Genomic DNA, 18,969 nt, shown 5'->3' with positions numbered 1-18,969 from the left:
CCCGGGCTCCGGCAGCCTCCGCTGCAAGCCCTTCGCCTGCCACGATGCCGCCTTCGCCTGAGGCGCCGGGAAGCCGCGGTCCAGCCGGTGGCCTAGTGAGAACCGGGGGCATCTCCTGAGCAAAAGCTAGGCGCAGACGGGCTTCAATCGGTTCGGTGACTGGCAGACGCCCGGCCTGGTTCGCTTCAGCAACTGCTGTGCCCAGCGACTTGTGGCCACCCCATTTGTCGCTGAGCGTGGATGATCCCGGCTGATTGATCGCATCCAACGCTAACTTGACGTTACGCTCTGACTGAGTGACGCCAGCCCATTTCGCCTCTGCATCTGCCATCTTTCCCAATTCGGAAATCTGGGCTGCATGGCTCTGTTGGTATGCAGCGAGATCCCCATGAAACGCTCGAATCTTCGCGTTCGCTTGCTCCTGCGTCATGCCCTGAGTCGTGTTAGTGACAAGATCGCCATTGACTAAGCCCACCTTAAGAGTGTCGGTTAAGGCATTGACCCTAGCTGCGATTCGCTGAGCTGCTCCCGGGTCCGTTGCTTTATCCCCAAGCAGGGTTTGTTGGCCGTCAGGAGATATCTCTAGCCGATCAAGAGCAGTCTTAAGCTCGTCGGTGTATGCGCCGAGGGGACCACCTGGATGAGGCGACAATCCCATCTGTGCTGCCAATGCCTGGTCTGCGGGCAGATTGAGAATATTGCGTGGGCCATGCAGTTCAAACAAACCGCGTTCCGATAGCGCCTGTAGTAATTCACTGCGGGCATACGCAACTTGCTCAATTACGTGATGTCCCTGGAAAACAGGTGTGTCGGCCATGCTGGTGCTCCTGCGCAAAAATCCATGAATGCGTCGGGGGAATCAAATTTCTGCAGCGTCTCGTATCCGAACACCGTCGAGGTTCGCAGCCATTAGTGCGTCGGCTAGAACACGGTCGCAGATAGCATCTATCGCGAGTCGCGGTTGCCGGAAAACGTGCGCGTCACCAACGATCTCTTCCTTGAAACCGAGACTTGCACCGCCAGCCACGCTGTAGAACTTGAGATCTTCTGCGGTCTGGTGATCGCGCTCATACTCGATCTTCACTCGTGAATTTTCCTCATCGAGCGCATCGAGAGAACGCACCACACCACACAAGTAGTACTGGGGACCTGCAGAACCATCGGCGAGGGTAAAATCACACGCACAAAAAGCGAACCCGTGCGGATCAATAGACTCGAAGATGTGTTTCAGAGATTCGGAAACAATCCACTTACCTGCCAACTTTTCAAAATCTCTTGGCATCCCGCCTTGGTCGGGTACATGGATCAGGTGGGGTCTTTCTGGGTATTGATTTGGATCGCCATTTGGATTTTCAATCATGAAAGTCCCAGGCAGCCGTAGCTGCTTCTTGTTAGCAATCTCTAAGCCGGGCTGTCTGCCATTTCCCCAGAAGCTGGGCTCAAGAACAAAAAACTTCCCCTTCTGAGATGCGCTCATAACAGTGACCGGAATCGCACTTTGATCGTTCATTTGGGCTTCCATCATGGATGCGGGTGTGCTGCACATTGAAGTTGAATCCTCCTGCCGTCGCCCCTGCTAGAGTAGCAGATGGGCTTGCCTTCTATTGATGAGGTCTTACATGATTGTTATAGAAAAAATTTCTAGCGTGGCTAAGTTATTGTCTGAGGCTGCCCAGTCGAGAAGCACTGTTGGATTTAGGAAGCTTCACGAAATTTTCGATGAGGGTACTCGAAGTAATGACGTGTACGATACTTTGGAAGCCGCTAGCCGAGCGCTTTGCGACACACGCACAGCTATCTACAGTGCAGTGCTGGCGAAAAATTCCGATGGTTGCCCTGGAAGTAGTTTTTACGACATATTTAATAATATTCGCAGCCAGGATTTTTTCGGAATCGCAGGACACAATGACATCCATAAATTAACAGATGAAGACCGGGTGGCAATGGCAGGAGTCGAGCGTGATCGGGTCTACCAGCACGCAGAGGAAGATTGAACACCTTGTTCTACTTCGAGAACTGAGAGTAAATAACTGATCCTACTGCCTGTAGGGCGTCTTCGATGTATCCACTGGCACAGACCACTCAACATCCCCGCCATCGCTGCGATAGGCACTCTCAACTGAGCCGAGAAACATTTTCATGGATAGTGAAGCCAGGTGCTGATCCCGAATGGGGCCAACACGAACACTAACTATCGCTTCTGCAGGGATCTCGATCTCAACGTAAGGAATCAGCATCCCATTCCTGGGTCTGTACTTGATGTCGTGCTGATCTGGGCGCGCGATCATGCGAACTTCGCTTTCCTCCTCGAAACCCGCATCTTTGAAGGTGGCTGCCAACTCGATCAGTTCGATCTGCTTGTCGATCGAATCAACGCTAATGCAGCCGTTAATCTCAGCCATGGACCGCGAAATGCTGGTGCCAGCATTGGTCAACTGCTGTGAAGCTTGGTCCGCCTTTGACTTGCTATCGTAGATGCAGTCCCTCAGCTTTAGTCCGAATTCCTTTAGGCGCTCGCTATCAAAGGCGACAGCGTAGTTGCCGTATCCACGCCACTGACTGAGCAGATCATCCTTTCTGCTGAAAGACATGGCAAATACAGGATCCTCAGTCCACGAAGCGTCTTCATATTCGTCCAATGAATTAGACAAATATGACATGGCTTTCTCAGCATAATCCCAGTCGTAGAACAGCCCATGCGGCTGGTGCTCCATCGCCTTCTTCAGGATCTCGACGCCATGCGAAAGTTCGGTCGAGTCATTCATAAAACGTAAGTCAGTCAACCAAAGCTTCCGGTTGACCAGTATTGATTGCACAGCTTGCGCATCGGTGTAGTGGTACAGGTTCATAGCTTTCTCGGATTGCCCTAGTGGATGCGCGGCAATAGCGCGTATGTAGAGATGGGCCAGGGAGGGGAAGCGACTGGTATCAAACGGTGTACCGAAAGACAAGTTTGCGGAAGTGATGATAGTCCGCCGGGCTAAGACTTGGCTCATAGGCAAACGGGCGATCAACTGCCTAGTCGCTCATCTTGACGCACTGCCAAAAACTGGTTTCAGGTTGTCTCCCACTCAGGGTCAAGGCGGTCAGCTCAAGCGGGGCGTGAAAGCTACCCCAACCCCCCTTACGGGTGGTGCTGGCGGCCAGTAGCCTTGGATGCAATCAAGCCGATCTTGCGCACTTTGCCCAAATGCCACTCCCAGATATCGTTGTTGACCCTCCAAAGCAACTGAACAAAAGAGCAAAGTCTCCATACAATGCTGGTGCAGTTACTGCTTCGCGCGGCCCTCGCACGCGTATCTCAATCTCTCGCCGGGGTTGGATTTCGAAACCAAGCTGTTCGCCAAAACCAATGCGCCGGAGCTGCTGCGCCGCGAGTTGGCCCGGCCGGGTTACGTGCCCAGCCCGATCGCGTTGGGCATCAACACCGATGCGTATCAGCCGATCGAACGCAAGCGCGCCCTGACCCGCCAGTTGATCGAGGTGCTATGGGAGGCGCGGCACCCGTTCACGCTGATCACCAAGAACGCGCTGGTGACGCGCGACCTGGACCTGCTCGCCCCGCTGGCCCGCGAGAACCTGGTCAACGTGCATTTTTCGGTGACCACGCTGGACCCGCATCTGTCGGCCAAGCTCGAGCCGCGCGCCTCCGCCCCGCACGCACGCCTGCGCGCAATGCGTGCCCTGCACGAGGCCGGCGTGCCGGTCGGGGTGATGGCCGCGCCGGTGATCCCATGGATCAACGACCATGAACTGGAAGCGATCCTGCAGGCCGCTGCCGCTGCCGGCGCGCACAGTGCCGGTTACGTACTGCTGCGCTTGCCGCATGAAGTGGCGCCTCTGTTTCGCGACTGGTTGCAGACCCATCACCCCCAGCGCGCCGAACACGTGATGAGCACGATCCAGCAACTACGCGGCGGCAAGGACTACGACAGCGCCTTTGGCGCACGCATGCGCGGACAAGGCGTGTATGCAGATCTATTGGCGCGCCGCTTCGCCCTCGCCCACCGCCGCGCAGGATTCGGTGCGCGCGACATGCCGACGCTGGACTGCAGCGCATTCCGCCGCCCGGCCCCGCCGGCCAAGCCGGTGGCGGATTCGCCGCAGGGCGTGCTGTTTTAGAGCGGGGAATCGAGAATTGGCAATGGGGAATCGCAACAGCAACACCAACGCGTTGCCGTTGCGTTTGCCTATTCCCCATTCCCTACTCCCGATTCCCCGCCGTACAGCGCCTGCGCCGACTGAAACAGGATCCAGCTGGTGGCAATGAACTTGTCGCCGCCAACCGGGCGGTTGCCGCAGTGGGTGTGGGTGAAGGCGGTGGGAGCGATCAACAGGCTGCCAGTGCGCGGGCGCGCCTTGCGTTGCTGGAACAGGAATTCGGTCTCGCCTTGCTCGAGCTCATCGTTGAGATACAGCGTCCACAGCAGATGGCGGTGCAGCGTGTCGGCACTCGCATCGCGTGGGTACAGCTCGCAATGCCAGTACGGGTAGCCGCCCTGGTCGGCGGCATACCATTGCAGATTGATCGCGCCCTGACGCAGGCAGGTGCGTGCCAGGTCGCCCAGCGCCTGGTCGCTCATCTGCGCGATGTCTTCGGCGACCAGACGATGCGGTGTGCCATCGGCGGTGGTCACCTGCAACATCAATGGACAAATCAGCGCCTGCGGGTACTGCCGTAGATAGGTGAGCACGCCGTCGAACACGGCCTGTTGCAGCCGGCTTTCCACCGCAGCCACTCGGCCACCCCGCTGATGCGCAGATCACGGTTGTGTTTGAGGTCGGGAAACACGCCGCCGCCGATGCGGCCGGGATGCAGCTGCTGACTGTCGCGCATGCGCTGCACGATGGCCGCGCAATCGGCGGCCGAGACGGCGTTGTCGGTGATCTGGATAAAGTCGGGTTGGTTCATGCGCACGACCATCACAATCTGCAGTGCGGCCTGCACAGCCCGCTCGGCATGCCGCAGCAAAGCGCCATGCAGGGAATCAATGCGCGTGCGCGACGCGTTGTTTCAACGGCATCGCATGAGTCCTAAAGCGCGCGTTCTATGCGCCGCATGTGATTGATCGCATCTGCTTGCGGCGAAGGATGCCGTCGATGGATGGCGACGCGGTTGGCCGTGCAACGGCACGCCAAAGAAAAACCCCGCCGAAGCGGGGTTTCTGATCACACGATGCGGAGTGCGACGATCAGAACTTGTAGTTGATCGAAGCGGCCAGGATGTTGCCCTGCACATCGTAGCTACCCGCCAGACGATCGCCGGTGGCGCTGCGGCTGTCGGTGGTTGGGTCGCTGACAAACAGATGGGTGTAACCGAAGTTGTATTCGGCCTGCTGCGACGGACGCCAGCTCAAGCCCAGCGAGACCCACTTGCGGCTGGCATCGGGCACGCGCACGTCGCGGTGCTCGGCGGTGGTCGGGGTCTGGTCGTAGGCCAGGCCGCCACGCAGGGTCAGCGTCTCGCTCATGCGGTAGTCGGCACCGATCGAGGCGAAGGTGGTGTCGCGGTAGGAGAAGTCCAGCACGCTGTCGGGCTGATTGGAGGCGAAGTCCACGGTCACCTGGTCGAACTTGCTCCAGGCGGTGCGGGTGACGTCGGCCATGATCGACCACTGCTCGTTCACGTTATGCGTGAAGCTGGCGGTGGCGCTGGCCGGCAGCGTGACGGTGGCACGGCCCTTGGTGTCGATGAAGGTGCCCGGTGCGGCGACGCTCAGCACGGCAGCGGCGTTAGGCGGGGTGGTGAAGTCGGCATCGCCGTCGGTGATCTTGTGTTCCACTTCCGAGCGGTAGCTGAAGCCGATGTGGGTGTTCTCGTCGATGCTGAACAAGCCACCCAGGGTAAAGCCCACTTCGGTGCTGTTGCCCTTGATGCGCGAGTAACCGTCAGCGCTGCCCGGTGCGAAGCCCGGCGCGCGGCGCGCGGCCAGAATGCTGCCGAAATCCACCGCGTTGGCAAGGTCGATATCCAGACGCTCGGCGAATACCGAGGCGCCAAAGGACACATACGGGTTCACGTCGTAGGAGAACGCGACATTGAAGTCGATCGCCTGCAGCTCGGTCTTGGTGCCGTGGTAGCGGCCCACCCAGTCACGGCCGTAGTCGGTCTTGAAGCCGAACGGCACGGTGAGCGAGGTGCCCAGGTGCATGTTGTCGTTCTCGCCGAACGGCAGGTGGAAATACATCGCCGGAACCGGCGCAATCATGCCGGCGTCGCCGCCGTCGCCGCCGGAGACCGGGGCGCCGTTGGCATAGGTGCCGCTCTCGGGCTTGAACTTGGCCGAGAAATGGATGGCGCTGACGTCGGCCTGGAACATGCGACCGTCCAGCTGGCGCATGCCGGCCGGGTTGTTGACGATAATCGAGGCATCGTCCGGGGCGCTGCCCGCACCTGCGAATGCGCGGCCGAGGCCCTTGGCGCTGTTTTCCTTCAGCTGGAATGCGGCGCCGTGCGCCTGGCCAACGGCCAGAACGCCAGCGATACCAACGGCCAACAGGGTGGCGCGGCTCAGAGTGGAAGCGGTAGACATGAGTTGTAGCTCTCCGGATAAAGACTGCAATGGTCGGTTCAGCGCCCGCGCCCAGCACCAATCCAGTGCCTGGGGCGCGCCGGAGACCCCCCCCGACATACGACGCCGTACGCAGTATACCCACCTCGATTAACCGAACAATAACGACTTTCGTCCTGAACACGCGGTTGAGTTGGGGTTGGGTTCAGTCCCGTGGACCAGCTATTGTGCGACTCCGATGTTCGTCTCCCTCCCCTCCCGCAAGAAGCCCACCCGGCGCTGGGCGGTGCCGCTGTTGTTCACCACGGTGTGGCTGGCCTACCTGTGGTCGATCAGCCGGCCCGGCGAAGCGCGCAATACGCTGTGGCTGGACTGGGGCGCGCTGTCCAGCGGCGTCTCCAACCTGGGCGACTGGTGGGCGACCTTGCGCGATGGCAGCGTGCTGCGCTTGTTCACGGCGCTGTTCCTGCATGCCGACTGGTCGCATCTGCTCGGCAATCTGGTGTTTTTGCTGATCTTCGGGCTGCCGGCCGAGCGCATCCTGGGCCCGTGGCGCCTGCTGCTGCTGTTTCTGGTCGGCGGTGCGGCCTCCAACCTGGCGGCGATCTTTGCGATCGGCACGCCGGACCGGGTGATCATCGGTGCCTCGGGCGCGGTGTCGGCGTTGATCGGCACCTATCTGGCGTTGTTTCCCGGCGCCAAGCTGGGCGTGGTGCTGCCGCTGGGCGTATTTCTGGAATTTATCCGCGTCCCGGCGCCGTTGCTGATCGGCGCCTGGGCGATCCTGCAGGTGGTGTTCGCCTATATCGGCCCGGCCTTCGGCATGGTGGCGTGGTCGGCGCACATCGCCGGCTTCCTGTTCGGCATCGTCTACGGGCTGTATGTGCGCGCGGCCATCGCGCGACGGCTGCGCAAGCGCCACGGGTTCTGAGGAACACAGCGCTCCTTGCCGAACAAGCAGGTTTTGATCGATACGCGCCGCGGCACCAGCGCACGCATGTTCGGGCGACGGCGGTCAGGCGCGCGCCTATAATCGGGCGCATGTCCAAGCCTCTGTACAAAGTCACCTTCCTCAATCACGGCAAGGTGTACGAGCTCTATGCGCGTGAGGTCACCGGCAGCCATCTGTGGGGCTTCAACCAGATCGGCGAGCTGGTGTTCGACGTGCACGACGGGCTGGTGGTGGACCCCACCGAAGAACGCCTGCGCGAAGAGTTCGGCAACACCAAGACCTTGCACCTGCCGATGCAGAGCATCGTGCGCATCGAAGAAGTGGAGAAAAAAGGCCAGTCGGTGATTCGCGATGCCACCACCGGCGACAAGGTGGTGACGCCGTTCCCCCCGCCGATCAAGCCACGCTGATGCGCATTGTGGTGCCCGACGACTATCAGCGCGCCGTCGCGCAGCTGCCCTGCCTGCAGCGGATGCAGGACCATCAGGTGCAGGTGCTGGGTGCACTGGACGGGGATCTCGATGCGCGCGCCGCGTGTCTGGCCGACGCCGATGCGCTGGTGCTGATCCGCGAGCGCACGCGGGTGGATGCAGCGCTGCTGCAACGGCTGCCGCGGCTGAAACTGATCAGCCAGACCGGGCGGGTGGGCGCGCATGTAGATGTGGCGGCGTGCACCGCGTTTGGTGTGGCGGTGGCCGAAGGCGTCGGCTCGCCGGTGGCGCCGGCCGAGCTGACCTGGGCCTTGATCCTGTCGGCCAGCCGTCGGCTGACCGAGTACCAGCATGCATTGCACCAGGGCCGCTGGCAGGCGCTGGGCGACCCTGGCTTGGGCCGCGTGCTGCATGGGCGCACGCTGGGCATCTGGAGTTACGGGCGCATCGGCCAACGCGTGGCCAGCATCGGGCGTGCCTTCGGCATGCAGGTATTGGTGTGGGGCGGTGCTGCGTCCTGCGGCCAGGCAGCGCGCGACGGGTTCGCGATTGCGGGTAGCCGCGAGCAATTGTTCGAACACAGCGATGTGCTGTCGCTGCATCGGCGCCTGACGGCGCAAACGCGTCACGACGTCACTGCACAGGATCTGGCCCGCATGCGTGAGGATGCGTTGCTGGTCAACACCAGCCGCGCCGAGTTGGTCGCCCCTGGTGCGTTGCTGGCCGCACTGGAAGCCGGCCGGCCCGCGCAGGCGGCGCTGGATGTCTTCGAGCACGAGCCGGTGCTGGACCCGCGTGATCCGCTGCTGCGGCATCCGCGTGTGCTGGCGACACCGCATCTGGGCTATGTGGAACGCGACAGCTATGCGCTGTATTTCGAGGCGGCATTCGACAATGTGCTGGCGTTTGCAGCCGGCGGGCCGCGCAATCTGGTCAATGCCGATGCGCTGGCGAACGCGCGCTAGCCATGCGTGCCAGGTGATTGCCATCGCGTGCGTGCGGCACACACTTAATCGTGTTTTCGGCGCGATTGGTCGCGCAAGGCTGCACTGGTCCAGGGCCGATTACGCGTTCAAGACTGCGTGCACACGGCGTCTTGATGAGCGCGTTGCGCTACCGGTGCGCTTTGTGGCGATTGGGGAAGGCGTTCGCGACGGGGCTCGTTCCGACAACGCAGAGCCTTGGATGATCGAAGCGGCGCGTCTGCACCGACCGCCGCGATCGCTGTGCAGGCACATGAGGCCTAGGACTGCCTGCCCGTGCTCACGCAGCGGGTGAGATTCACCCGCTGCGTGCACGCCGATCGTTCCGCGGTGCTGAGGTGATCATTTGGCTGGTTCGGCCGGCTTGGGCTTGGCTGCCGGCGACGCCGGCTGTGCCGGTTCGGCTGGTTCGGCGTTGCCCGCAGGTTCGGCCGCTTTGGGCTTGTCGGTGGCTGCCGGGCGCGCGGTTGCCGGCTTCGGCTCGGCTACGGCCTTGGCCGCCCTCGTCTTCTGTGCGGCCTGGGCCTTGGCCTTGCGTGCGGCTTGCGCCTTGGCCGCCGAGCCGGGCTGCTTGAGTTCGGCCAGGGCCGCGGCGATCGGGCCATCGCCCGGCAGCACGTCGCCGGCGCTATAGCCCTCTTCGCCTTCGGCATCGCCACGCAGATGGCCCGGCAAGGTGGCTTCGCTGTAGTCGGTCAGGCTGGCCGGCAGATCGGTATCGCCAGGCTGCGATTCGGGGGTGAGCAGCACTTCCGGCACGATGCCGCTGGCCTGGATCGACTTGCCGCTGGGCGTGTAATAACGCGCGGTGGTGAGCTTGACCGAATCGCCGTTATCCAGCGGCAGCACGGTCTGCACCGAGCCCTTGCCGAAGGTGCGGCTGCCGATGATGCGTGCGCGCTGGTTGTCGCGTAGCGCGCCGGCCAGCACCTCGGAGGCGCTGGCCGAGCCGGCGTCCACCAGCACGACCACCGGCACGCTCCCGAGCAGATCGCCCGGTGTGGCATCGAACTTGGCATCGCTGATCGAGATGCGGCCGCGGGTGCTGACGATGTTGCCCTTGTCGAGCAGATCGTCTGCCACCTGCACCGCCGAAGTCAGCAGACCGCCGGGGTTGCTGCGCAGATCCAGCACCAGCCCGCGCAGTTTTCCGCCGGACTGCAGCTGTTTGAGGTTTTTCTGGAAATCGGCACCGGTGTCGGCCTGGAAGGTGCTGATGCGGATGTAGCCGTAGCCCGGTTCCAGCAGCTTGCTGCGCACGCTGGCCACGCGGATGGTCTCGCGCTGCAGGGTGACGTCGAACGGCTTGGGCGTCTTCTCGCGCAGGATTGTCAGGGTGACCTTGCTGCCGGATTCGCCACGCAGCGGCTCCATCGCCTTGCTGGCATCGATCGGCTTGCCGTCGATGGCCACGATGACATCGCCTGCGCGAATGCCGGCGCGTGCGGCCGGGGTGTCGTCGATCGGCGCGATCACCTTGAGCGTGTTGTCCTGTTGCTGCAGCAGCTCCACGCCGATGCCGTCGTAGGCGCCGTTGGCCTGTTCGTCGAAGGCTTCGGCATCTTCCTTGTCGAAATAGGTGCTGTGCGGGTCCAGGTCCGAGAGCAGCCCGCGTACTGCGGCGTGCATCAGCTTCTTGTCTTCGACCGGGTCCACGTAAGCCTGCTTGACCGCGTTGTACACCGCCACGAAGCGGCGGATCTCGTCCAGCGGCACCTTGGAGACAGCGGCTTCATTGGCTTCCGGATCGTCCGCGGTGGCCTGGACGGCAGCGGGGCCGGCCTTTTGCGCCCAAACGGGCGACGCGAACAGGGCCAGCGACAGGGCAACGGACAGGACGGCTACGCGCATGAAGCACTCCGACAAAGAGATAAGGCGCCCCGCACCGCGGAGCTGACCGGATTATGCGCGAAGCTGCGGTAAATCCGCGTTGAATCGCGGGCGTGCCACGCAGGCAGTTCGATGGTGGCCAGCTGGCAAGGCAGGGCAGAGCCGCAGGGCGGTGAGCGCAGTCGTTTTGTCTGCCGCTCTAACGCCGCTGCAACCAGCTCGATGGATCCACCGGTTGCCCGTTGCGACGCAATTCGAAATACAGCGCCGGCACGCCCTGCCCGCCCGAACTGCCGACCTTGGCCACCGCTTCGCCACGTTTGATGGCCGCACCGGCATCGCGCAACAAGGTGTCGTTGTGCGCGTACAGGCTCATATAGCCGTTGCCGTGGTCCACGATCAGGATCATGCCGTAGCCGGTCATCCAGTCGGAAAACACCACCGTGCCATCGGCCACTGCGGTGACCGTGGTGCCCTTGGGCGCGCCGATCAGCACGCCCTTGCTGGTGTGGCCATCGGGCAAGGTGGCATTGAAGCGTGCCAGCAGATTGCCCGACACCGGCCAGCTCAGCCCACCGACCTTGGGCGCCGGTGCAGTGGCGACCACTCTGGGCGGCGTCTTGCCGGGGCGCTCGGGGCGCTCGGTTTTGCCGCGTTTTGCCTGCGCGGCGGCTTCGGCAGCGGTGCGTTTGGCGGCGGCGCGACGTTCGGCCTCGGCCTTGGCCGCAGCCGCACGCAGATTGGCGAGCAGCCGCTCCAGCGACTTGGCATCCTGGCCCAGCGCCTTTTCGCGTTCGGCGCGTTGTTTGTAGCGGTCGTCCAGTTGCGCGACGGTGGCCGCCTGCTGCGAGCGATCCTTCTGCAACGTCGCGGCCTGCGCCTTTTGCTGCGCGCGCGCCGCATCCAGCGCCTGGCGCCGCGTGGCGATGTCCTGTTCCACTTTCGCCAGGGCATCCAGTTGCGTGGTCAAGGCGTGGATGCGCTGCGCACGCGCGTTCTGCACGTAGCGGTGGTCGGCCAGCATGCGCGTGGCATCGCCCACCGTGTCCTGCGACAGCAGCACCTTCAACGGCGCATTGCGGCCTACCTGGTCGGCAGCGCGCAACAACGCCGCCAGCTGCGTGCGCTGGCGCTGCAGGCCGCGCTGCAATTGCGCGCGCTCCTGCTGCAGGGTGGAAAGGTGGGCTTCCTGGGTGCGCATCGCAGTTTCGGTCTCGCTCAACGCGCGTGCGGTCTTGGCCACTTTCTCGTCGGCCTGGCGCAACTGCTGCGCAGCGGTGCCGCGCTTGCCTTCCAGGTCGCGCCGATCGGCGCTGATGGTCTTGAGCTCATCGCGCAGCTGCTGCAATTTGCGCTCGGTCTCGCGCTGGCTTTGCGCGCTGGCGCTGGCGCTGCCCAGCAGCGTGCAGGCCAGCACACCCGCTGCCAGCCACATCCGTCCACGGCCGGTGGACGGAGCGAGCGGCAGGCGCGGCAGCGGTGCGGACGAAGGGGGCAACGAAAGATCCAGTGACTTCAGGCAGGTGCGCGATTGTAGCCAAGCATGGTGTGATCGCCGCCACGCCCCAGACAACCGCCGCCGCGCGAGGTTCAGCATGAAGTCCCAACTTCTTCTCCTGGCACTGTCCCTGGTCTGCACGAGCGCCTGGGCCGACGAGGGCATCAGCAAGGTCAACGGCCGCATCAGTGCCGAGGCCGGCAAGACCTATGGTTCCCTGGGCACGGTCAACGGCTCGATCGAAATCGGCGCCGGTGCGCAGACCAACACCGTGGAAACCGTCAACGGCGGTATCCGCATCGGCGACAACGCGCGTACCGGCGGGGTGGAAACCGTCAACGGCTCGATTACGCTAGGCCAGAAAGTGAGCGTGTCCGGCGGGCTGGAAACCGTCAACGGCAGCATCCTCGCCGAGCGCGGCAGCCAGATCAGTGGCGGGGTGGAAACCGTCAACGGCAGCATCGGCCTGGTGGGAACCGAGCTCGGCAAGGGCATCGAGACGGTCAATGGCGACATCACGGTGGGGGTCGACTCGCACGTGCGTGGCGGCATCGAAGTGACCAAGCCGAACTTCGGTTTTTCGTTCCAGCCCTCGCGCAAGCCGCGCGTGGTGATCGGCCCGGATGCGGTGGTGGATGGACCGCTGCGGTTCGAGCGCGAGGTCAACCTGTACGTGCATCGCAGCGCCAAGATCGGCGCGGTGAGCGGTGCTACCGCGCGCAGCTTCGACAGCGACGTGGCGCCGAAGGACTGACGCATCCGGCACGCGCGGGTGTGCGTCGAGGGCGTTTGCTCCGGCGCCCTGGCCGGCGTGCAGGAAGCAGCGCGTGCTGCCGCGCGCTCACCTCAACCTCCCGCGCACGCTCTAAGATCGGAATTCCGCCGCCCGAGGAGTTCCGATGCCCCGCAAGATCCTGTTGTGCCTGGCCGCGACGCTGGGCCTGGCCGGCTGCAAACGCGAACCCGCCGATGCGCCCCGCGTGGCTGACACGCAGACGCCGGCCGATAGCGCGCCCAGCGCGCCGGTCAGCCGCCATGCCTTCTCGCCGGAGCTGACCAGCGGCGACTTCGCCGAACTGGTCAAGACGCTGGCCTCGGACGATTTTGAAGGGCGCGGCCCGGGCACGCCGGGCGAAGAAAAGACCGTGACCTACATCCGCGACCAGATGCAGCGCATCGGCTTGCAGCCGGGCAACGGCGACAGCTGGTTCCAGGATGTGCCGATGGTGGAAACCACCGCCGATGCGGCCACCGCACCGAGCCTGCGCAGCGGCGAGCAGACCCGCACCCTCGCCTTCGGTACCGACATCGTGGTCGGCACGCGCACCGGCCAGCCGGAGGTCAAGCTGGACAACAGCGAGCTGGTGTTCGTCGGCTATGGCGTGGATGCGCCCGAGCAGCAATGGAACGATTACGCCGGCCAGGACTGGAAAGGCAAGACGGTGGTGATGTTCGTCAACGACCCCGGCTTCCACACCGGCGATGGCAAGCTGTTCGACGGCAAGCGCATGACCTATTACGGGCGCTGGACCTACAAATTCGAAGAGGCCGCACGCAAGGGCGCGGCCGCTGCATTGATCGTGCACGACACCCCTGGTGCCAGCTATGGCTGGGACGTGGTCAAAAACTCCTGGTCTGGCCCGCAATACGATCTACCGGCCAAGGACGATCCGGACCCGCGCCTGCCGGTGCAGGGCTGGATCAGCGCCGACACTGCCAAGCAGTTGTTCGCCAATGCCGGGCTGGATCTGGCGCAGGCCTACAAGGACGCCAGCAAGCGCGGCTTCAAGCCGGTGCCGTTGAAGGCCAACTGGTCGGTGGACCTGAAGAGCGCCATCGCGCAAAAGACCTCGCGCAACGTGGTCGGCGTTTTGCCCGGCAGCAGCCACGCCGACGAGGCGGTGCTGTACATGGCGCACTGGGACCACCTGGGCAGGCATCCGGGCGAGACCGGCGACAATATCTACAACGGCGCGGTGGACAACGCCACCGGTGTGGCCGGCATCCTGGAAATTGCCGATGCCTTTGCGCACCAGGACCCCAAGCCGGCGCGCTCGGTGGTGTTTGTGGCGGTGACGCTGGAAGAATCCGGCTTGCTTGGTTCCAAGTACTACGTGGCCAACCCGAGCTTCCCGCTGGACAAGATTGCCGCGGTGATCAACCTGGATGCGATGTCGGTGGCCGGGCGCGCGCGCGATGTCACCGTGGTCGGCATGGGCAGCTCGGAACTGGAAGACATCCTCAAGCCGATCGCCGCGATGCAAGGCCGCACCCTGCATGCCGAAGCCACACCGCAAAGCGGCTCGTACTTCCGCTCGGACCACTTCAACTTCGCCAAGGCCGGTGTGCCGGCGCTGTATGCCGATGGCGGCGAAGACCTGCGCGAGGGCGGCACTGCCGCCGGACGTGCCGCCGCCGAGGACTATGGACGCCACCGCTATCACGCCCCTGGCGACGAATACGACGCGGCCACCTGGAAGCTCGATGGCACCATCGAAGACCTGCAGGTGGTGTACGGCGTGGGCAAGGAGGTCGCAGCCGGCGAACGTTGGCCCAACTGGTACCCCGGCAACCCGTTCAAGGCCGCGCGCGACCGCATGATGGCCGGCAAGCCTGCAGCCACCGCGGCGAGTGCGCTTTCGGCCGATGCCGCGCCTGGCGACACAGGCACGGCGCCCACGGGTGCGAAGAAGGCCAAGAGCGACTGACCACACGTAGCGAGCCGTCGTCAGCTGGGCGCGGACGGCGCGCGCAGACCCGGAGGGTGTGCGTGGTGTCTGAGGCTTCCGAGCACTGGCCACGAGTGGCTGGTAGCTCCAGTCGTTTGATGAGCCGCTCCACGTCCACACGCGCAAGCCCATCGCTGCGGCCTGCTGCTGCAGTACTGACGCGTGGTGGGCGATGCAGCCGCAGCGTGAGGGCATTGCGGGGAATGCGGGACCACCTATCGCACAAAGGGCCTCCAAGCGGAGGCCCTTTGCGTTGCTGGGTCAGGTGAGGCACTTGGCTGATCGCCAGCTTGTGCAATGCCGACGCGATTTCGCGCTACCGGCGATTGGCGGCATCTGCCGCGACGCGCCAGCCTACCAAATGGCAGCCCGGTAACCGCCGCGTCTGCGCATGCACCTGCAACGACCGACCTGCCCTACCCGCTTGTCAGCGTACAGACGCAAGGCGTGCGCCCTCAATCGCCATCGACGCTCACCACGTGTCCGTCTTCCGGATCGACATGCAGCTCGACTTTTTGCGCATTGCGCTTGGCATCGGCCTTCCATAGGCCGTCCTTGAACTTGAGGTCGTGCACATCGCTATAGCCTCCCGTGGACAGCGACGCGCGGACGTCGGCTTCGCTGAACTTGGACGTGGTCTGGTCGCCGTAGACGCGGCTGGTGACCGGGTCGATGTGCACATCCACATCCTTGCCATCGCCGCTACGCGCGTCCGCCGTCCACACGCCATGCTCGAACTTGACGTCGTGCACCTTGGTATAGCCCTTCGCGGTGAGCATGCTGGTGACCTCGACGGAGGTCAGCGCCTTGGCCGGTTTGTCGGCCGCTGCCTGTGCAAACGCGCCTTGCGTTGCCACCGCCAATGCGCCGATCAGTGCGGTCTTCATCAATCGATGTGCCATGAGAATGCTCCTGCAGTGAAGTGCGCTCATGCTGGCGGGCGCGCTATCGCTATCAGGTGAAAACACCCAAGCAATCGGGAGAAAAGTTCAGTTAGCTGAAATGCCAGGGCGCGCATTCACCTGCGATGCACGCTTTCTTTACATTGCGAATCGTTGTCATGGTCGAGCACGCATCGACAATCTTCTGCCCGCAACTGGCCTACCGGGCAATGGTCGCTGACGATCTCGCGCATTACTCGCACCACGCATACGAAATGCGTCCAACAAAAAAAGCCGCCTTGCGGCGGCTTGGTGCTTTGCATCAGCGTGCAGTGCGTGCAGTGGCTTTACTTGCGGCAGCGGTACGCGCTGCTGCGGCAACCGGTGCACGCGTGGCGCGTGCGGCCTGCGGCGAGAGGATCGACATCTGTGGCTTGTCGGTGCCGTCCTTGTTGGGATGCACGTTGTACGAATAGGTGATGTTCCACCACGAGCCAGCGGCCCACCAGGTCCAGCCCAGCCAGACATCGGCGTTGGTTTCCATGTGCGCCAGCATGTCTTGCAACGCCTCGTTACAGACCGGGTTATTGGCGGTGCCGAATTCGGCCAGGAACCCGCGTTTGTGGTTGGTGCGCAGCCACGCGGTGAAGTTGCGCAGCCGATCGGCGCCAATCGTGGCGCTGACACAGGTGCTGTTGGTGCCGCTGGAATCGGCATCCAGATACTGATGCACTTCGAATGCGTAGCGATTGAGCGGGTCGTCAATAGACGCCAGCGCAGTGGCGTTGGAATACCCGTCGGTGGTAGTGGAATACCAACTGTGCGCGCCGGTCCACAATGCGCCGGGGACCAGAATCAGGTTGTTGGCACCGGTCCTGCGGATTGCATCGATGGCGGCCTGGGCCGCGCCGGCCCACTCGCTGGCGGAGATGTTGTTGGGCTCATTCATCAGCCCGAAAATCACTGCATTGTCGCCGTTGAAGGCCAGTGCGAGACGACGCCACACATCGGTAAACGTCGACACCGGCACTTCCGGGCTGCCGATCTTGTAGCCGTAATATTTGGCGTAATTGTGGATGTCGATCACCAGATACATGCCGGCTGCTTTGGCGCGCGCCGCCGCCTGCTGCACCAACGCCAGCTGCGCCGGATCCAGCTCTCCGCGCGCGCTGGGTTGCAGCCGTTCCCACAGGATCGGCAGGCGAATCGTGTTCATGCCGACGCCGGCGAAATAGGTGTAATCGCTGGCCGCAGCGTACATATAGTCCTTGTTGAGGACGCCAGGCTTCTTTGAGGAGGCGAATTCGGCGCCCGACAGATTGACCCCGGCGTAGGTCAGCGCGCGCGTTTGCGCGTGGGCGAGCGGCAGGCTGCCGATCACGAGGAAGAGCAGCGCAGATCGCACAAGCGTGCGCAGCGAAAAAGACATAGCAGACATGAAACAACTCCTTCAACGACGGGGGAGATGCATGCACTGCCTGCGCGTTGTGCGCGATAATGCTGCACTCGCCTGAGTTAATGCATGTGCTGTGCCCAATCATTGCGCATAGCGAACGAAGCGCCAATCTGAGACGTGTATCGCAGTCGCATCGAATAAATACGCTCTTACGTCGGATATACCGCCCAGATGCACGCAGAAAGACGCAGCATTACCGCGCTAGCGCCGAGTTCGTTGCCGCACTGTCGACTTTGTGGCGTATGGAAGTGCTCGCCGTCAGTGGCATGACGTCATCTCTATGACGCCCTGCCGTTTTGAATCACCGGGAAAGCGATCGGTAATAGCCAGGTGGATGCCGATCGCTTGGCTGGAACCGGTATACGAGCAATGTGTTCAAATCGATCTGCAGTCGCGCCCGCCTGGGTTTCGCGTCGTGATGGTGCCGCGCTTAATCGGTAATTCGTCGTGCGCGTGGGCTCAATATCGACATCTGCGGCTTGTCGCGGCCTTGCGCATCCGGGTGCACGTTGAATGGATACGCCCCGTTCCACCATGCGCCTGCTGCCCACCAGGACCAGCCCAGCCAGACGTCGCTGTTGGATTCGATGTAACCCAGCATGCCGTTGAGTGCACGATTGCAGGTGGCGCTGTTGCCGGTGCCGAATTCGCCCAGAAACCCGCGTTTTTTGTTCAACCGCAGCCATTCGGTGAAGCTGCGCAACCGCTCGGCGCCGACGGTGGCGCTGACGCAATCGCCGCTGGTGCCGCTGGAATCGCTATCCAGGTACTGATGCGCTTCGATGGCATAGCGATTGAGTGGGTCGCGAATGGAGGCAAGCGCGACCGCATTGGATTGCCCGGCCACCGTGGAGTACCAGCTGTGCGCGCCCGTCCATAACGCACCGGGCACCAGAATCAGATTAGTGGCGCCGGTTTTGCGAATCGTGTCGATCGATGCTTGTGCAGCCGTTGCCCACGATTGCGGATTGATGTCGTAAGGCTCGTTCATCAGCCCGAAGATCACGGCGTTGTCGCTCTTGAAGGCGATCGCCAGCCGTCGCCACAGATCGTTGAAGGTACTGATTGGCACTTTTCTGCTGCCGATGGTGTGGCCGTAATACTTGGCGTAGTTATGCACATCCACAATCAGGTACATCTTCGCCGCCTTGGCATTGGCGACCGCCTGCCGGATCAACGCCAGCTGTGCCGGGTCCAGCTCGCCGCCGGCCTTGGGCTGCAGGCGTTCCCACAGGATCGGCAAGCGAATGGTGTTCATGTGTTTGCCGGCGAAGTACGTGTATTCATTGGCCGCCGGATAGCGATAGTCGCTATTGAGCACGCCGGGTTTTTGCGAGGATTTGATTTCGGCGCCGGAGAGATTGACGCCTGCATACTTCAGGCCGGTTGTAGTTTGCGCCTGTGCCAGCGGCAGGGCGGCGAGCAATAGCAAGGACAGCGCGCGGCGGTGCAGCCGGCGCATCTGCAGGGTGGGGGGCAGCATGGGGACTCCTGAGACTTCTGCGTGCGAGTGACGTGTGCAAGGACAACGCGCCGCCGCTGGCATGAATTCGACCGACATACGACAACAACGCGTCCATCACCAGACTAGGCGTATGCGCGCGTACAAACTACGGATGCAAGGTATCAATGCATCAAGCTGTGCAGTGTCTCGCAGTTATTCAGTCGGTGCGCGCACGCGTGGCGCGAAAGCAACG

Annotated in this window: 14 protein-coding genes, 1 other RNA gene and 2 pseudogenes; 7 read left to right on the top strand and 10 right to left on the bottom strand. The window is 62.9% G+C overall.

The features are described 5' to 3' along the window. Nucleotides 1-859 precede the first annotated feature (859 nt). Complete coding sequence (locus tag A7D16_RS02525) at nucleotides 860-1,522, bottom strand: imm11 family protein (RefSeq protein ID WP_064629606.1); 663 nt, start codon at nucleotides 1,520-1,522, stop codon at nucleotides 860-862. Nucleotides 1,523-1,619: 97 nt separating this feature from the next. On the opposite strand from A7D16_RS02525, the gene A7D16_RS22845 reads away from it, so the two are divergent. Further along, the gene (locus A7D16_RS22845) at nucleotides 1,620-1,994 is read left to right on the top strand and encodes a hypothetical protein (protein WP_128698603.1); all 375 of its coding nucleotides are present in this window, start codon (nucleotides 1,620-1,622) and stop codon (nucleotides 1,992-1,994) included. A 42-nt stretch (nucleotides 1,995-2,036) separates the two neighbouring features. Here the strand turns inward: A7D16_RS22845 and A7D16_RS02520 are convergent, their stop codons facing one another. Next, complete coding sequence (locus A7D16_RS02520) at nucleotides 2,037-2,849, bottom strand: DUF2971 domain-containing protein (RefSeq protein WP_046932765.1); 813 nt, start codon at nucleotides 2,847-2,849, stop codon at nucleotides 2,037-2,039. Between the two features lie 415 nt (nucleotides 2,850-3,264). On the opposite strand from A7D16_RS02520, the pseudogene A7D16_RS02515 reads away from it, so the two are divergent. Then, a pseudogene (locus A7D16_RS02515) lies at nucleotides 3,265-4,122 on the top strand (PA0069 family radical SAM protein); the annotation flags it as partial. Nucleotides 4,123-4,190: 68 nt separating this feature from the next. Here A7D16_RS02515 and A7D16_RS02510 read toward each other — a convergent pair. Together A7D16_RS02510 and A7D16_RS02505 are read right to left on the bottom strand one after the other, a co-directional pair. Further along, nucleotides 4,191-4,912, bottom strand: a pseudogene (locus tag A7D16_RS02510) (2OG-Fe(II) oxygenase). Between the two features lie 280 nt (nucleotides 4,913-5,192). Further along, entirely contained in the window at nucleotides 5,193-6,533 is a 1,341-nt protein-coding gene (locus tag A7D16_RS02505; RefSeq protein WP_064629532.1) for an outer membrane protein transport protein, read from the bottom strand. 217 nt (nucleotides 6,534-6,750) lie between these two features. On the opposite strand from A7D16_RS02505, the gene A7D16_RS02500 reads away from it, so the two are divergent. The 3 genes from A7D16_RS02500 to A7D16_RS02490 all read left to right on the top strand — a co-directional run bounded on the left by A7D16_RS02500 (nucleotide 6,751) and on the right by A7D16_RS02490 (nucleotide 8,860). After that, on the top strand, nucleotides 6,751-7,443 hold the full coding sequence (locus A7D16_RS02500; RefSeq protein WP_064629529.1) for a rhomboid family intramembrane serine protease: 693 nt from the start codon (nucleotides 6,751-6,753) through the stop codon (nucleotides 7,441-7,443). 110 nt (nucleotides 7,444-7,553) lie between these two features. Beyond that, nucleotides 7,554-7,874 carry a DUF1820 family protein gene (locus A7D16_RS02495; RefSeq protein WP_064629527.1) on the top strand — a complete coding sequence of 107 codons (321 nt, stop codon included), beginning with the start codon at nucleotides 7,554-7,556 and terminating at the stop codon, nucleotides 7,872-7,874. After that, on the top strand, nucleotides 7,874-8,860 hold the full coding sequence (locus A7D16_RS02490; RefSeq protein ID WP_064629525.1) for a D-2-hydroxyacid dehydrogenase family protein: 987 nt from the start codon (nucleotides 7,874-7,876) through the stop codon (nucleotides 8,858-8,860). The genes A7D16_RS02495 and A7D16_RS02490 overlap by 1 nt, the downstream gene beginning before the upstream one ends. 360 nt (nucleotides 8,861-9,220) lie before the next feature. Here the strand turns inward: A7D16_RS02490 and A7D16_RS02485 are convergent, their stop codons facing one another. Next, nucleotides 9,221-10,729, bottom strand: coding sequence for a S41 family peptidase (locus A7D16_RS02485; protein WP_064629523.1), 1,509 nt, complete (start codon nucleotides 10,727-10,729; stop codon nucleotides 9,221-9,223). Between the two features lie 178 nt (nucleotides 10,730-10,907). After that, nucleotides 10,908-12,206: a murein hydrolase activator EnvC family protein gene (locus A7D16_RS02480; RefSeq protein WP_181920666.1), complete on the bottom strand. Its 1,299-nt coding sequence runs from the start codon at nucleotides 12,204-12,206 to the stop codon at nucleotides 10,908-10,910. A gap of 97 nt (nucleotides 12,207-12,303) precedes the next feature. Between A7D16_RS02480 and A7D16_RS24370 the strand changes: the two genes are divergently transcribed. Together A7D16_RS24370 and A7D16_RS02475 are read left to right on the top strand one after the other, a co-directional pair. Further along, the gene (locus tag A7D16_RS24370) at nucleotides 12,304-12,960 is read left to right on the top strand and encodes a DUF4097 family beta strand repeat-containing protein (RefSeq protein ID WP_330469433.1); all 657 of its coding nucleotides are present in this window, start codon (nucleotides 12,304-12,306) and stop codon (nucleotides 12,958-12,960) included. 145 nt (nucleotides 12,961-13,105) lie between these two features. Next, nucleotides 13,106-14,914 carry a M28 family metallopeptidase gene (locus A7D16_RS02475; RefSeq protein ID WP_064629519.1) on the top strand — a complete coding sequence of 603 codons (1,809 nt, stop codon included), beginning with the start codon at nucleotides 13,106-13,108 and terminating at the stop codon, nucleotides 14,912-14,914. Here the strand turns inward: A7D16_RS02475 and A7D16_RS02470 are convergent. The 4 genes from A7D16_RS02470 to A7D16_RS02455 form a co-directional block, all read right to left on the bottom strand. Beyond that, a non-coding RNA gene (locus A7D16_RS02470) (sX9 sRNA) lies at nucleotides 14,909-14,985 on the bottom strand. The genes A7D16_RS02475 and A7D16_RS02470 overlap by 6 nt on opposite strands. Nucleotides 14,986-15,390: 405 nt before the next feature. After that, complete coding sequence (locus tag A7D16_RS02465) at nucleotides 15,391-15,837, bottom strand: PepSY domain-containing protein (protein ID WP_064629517.1); 447 nt, start codon at nucleotides 15,835-15,837, stop codon at nucleotides 15,391-15,393. A gap of 301 nt (nucleotides 15,838-16,138) precedes the next feature. Then, nucleotides 16,139-17,254, bottom strand: a complete 1,116-nt coding sequence (locus tag A7D16_RS02460) for a glycoside hydrolase family 5 protein (protein ID WP_064629515.1) — start codon at nucleotides 17,252-17,254, stop codon at nucleotides 16,139-16,141. A gap of 448 nt (nucleotides 17,255-17,702) precedes the next feature. After that, on the bottom strand, nucleotides 17,703-18,755 hold the full coding sequence (locus tag A7D16_RS02455) for a glycoside hydrolase family 5 protein (RefSeq protein WP_064629514.1): 1,053 nt from the start codon (nucleotides 18,753-18,755) through the stop codon (nucleotides 17,703-17,705). Between the last annotated feature and the right edge of the window lie 214 nt (nucleotides 18,756-18,969).

The organism is Xanthomonas nasturtii, assembly GCF_001660815.1.
GTDB classification, from domain to species: Bacteria; Pseudomonadota; Gammaproteobacteria; order Xanthomonadales; family Xanthomonadaceae; genus Xanthomonas; species Xanthomonas nasturtii.
Note: the sequence above shows the minus strand (reverse complement) of the source record. Positions and strands in the feature narration are given on the sequence as shown.

What these genes read in the sequence shown, in the direction of transcription:
- A7D16_RS02505 (WP_064629532.1), bottom strand. Translation starts at nt 6,533, where the DNA reads ATGTCTACCGCTTCCACTCTGAGCCGCGCCACCCTGTTGGCCGTTGGT.
- A7D16_RS22845 (WP_128698603.1), top strand. Translation starts at nt 1,620, where the DNA reads ATGATTGTTATAGAAAAAATTTCTAGCGTGGCTAAGTTATTGTCTGAG.
- A7D16_RS02455 (WP_064629514.1), bottom strand. Translation starts at nt 18,755, where the DNA reads ATGCTGCCCCCCACCCTGCAGATGCGCCGGCTGCACCGCCGCGCGCTG.
- A7D16_RS02500 (WP_064629529.1), top strand. Translation starts at nt 6,751, where the DNA reads ATGTTCGTCTCCCTCCCCTCCCGCAAGAAGCCCACCCGGCGCTGGGCG.
- A7D16_RS02495 (WP_064629527.1), top strand. Translation starts at nt 7,554, where the DNA reads ATGTCCAAGCCTCTGTACAAAGTCACCTTCCTCAATCACGGCAAGGTG.
- A7D16_RS02520 (WP_046932765.1), bottom strand. Translation starts at nt 2,849, where the DNA reads ATGAACCTGTACCACTACACCGATGCGCAAGCTGTGCAATCAATACTG.
- A7D16_RS02525 (WP_064629606.1), bottom strand. Translation starts at nt 1,522, where the DNA reads ATGGAAGCCCAAATGAACGATCAAAGTGCGATTCCGGTCACTGTTATG.
- A7D16_RS24370 (WP_330469433.1), top strand. Translation starts at nt 12,304, where the DNA reads ATGAAGTCCCAACTTCTTCTCCTGGCACTGTCCCTGGTCTGCACGAGC.
- A7D16_RS02485 (WP_064629523.1), bottom strand. Translation starts at nt 10,729, where the DNA reads ATGCGCGTAGCCGTCCTGTCCGTTGCCCTGTCGCTGGCCCTGTTCGCG.
- A7D16_RS02465 (WP_064629517.1), bottom strand. Translation starts at nt 15,837, where the DNA reads ATGGCACATCGATTGATGAAGACCGCACTGATCGGCGCATTGGCGGTG.
- A7D16_RS02475 (WP_064629519.1), top strand. Translation starts at nt 13,106, where the DNA reads ATGCCCCGCAAGATCCTGTTGTGCCTGGCCGCGACGCTGGGCCTGGCC.
- A7D16_RS02460 (WP_064629515.1), bottom strand. Translation starts at nt 17,254, where the DNA reads ATGTCTGCTATGTCTTTTTCGCTGCGCACGCTTGTGCGATCTGCGCTG.
- A7D16_RS02490 (WP_064629525.1), top strand. Translation starts at nt 7,874, where the DNA reads ATGCGCATTGTGGTGCCCGACGACTATCAGCGCGCCGTCGCGCAGCTG.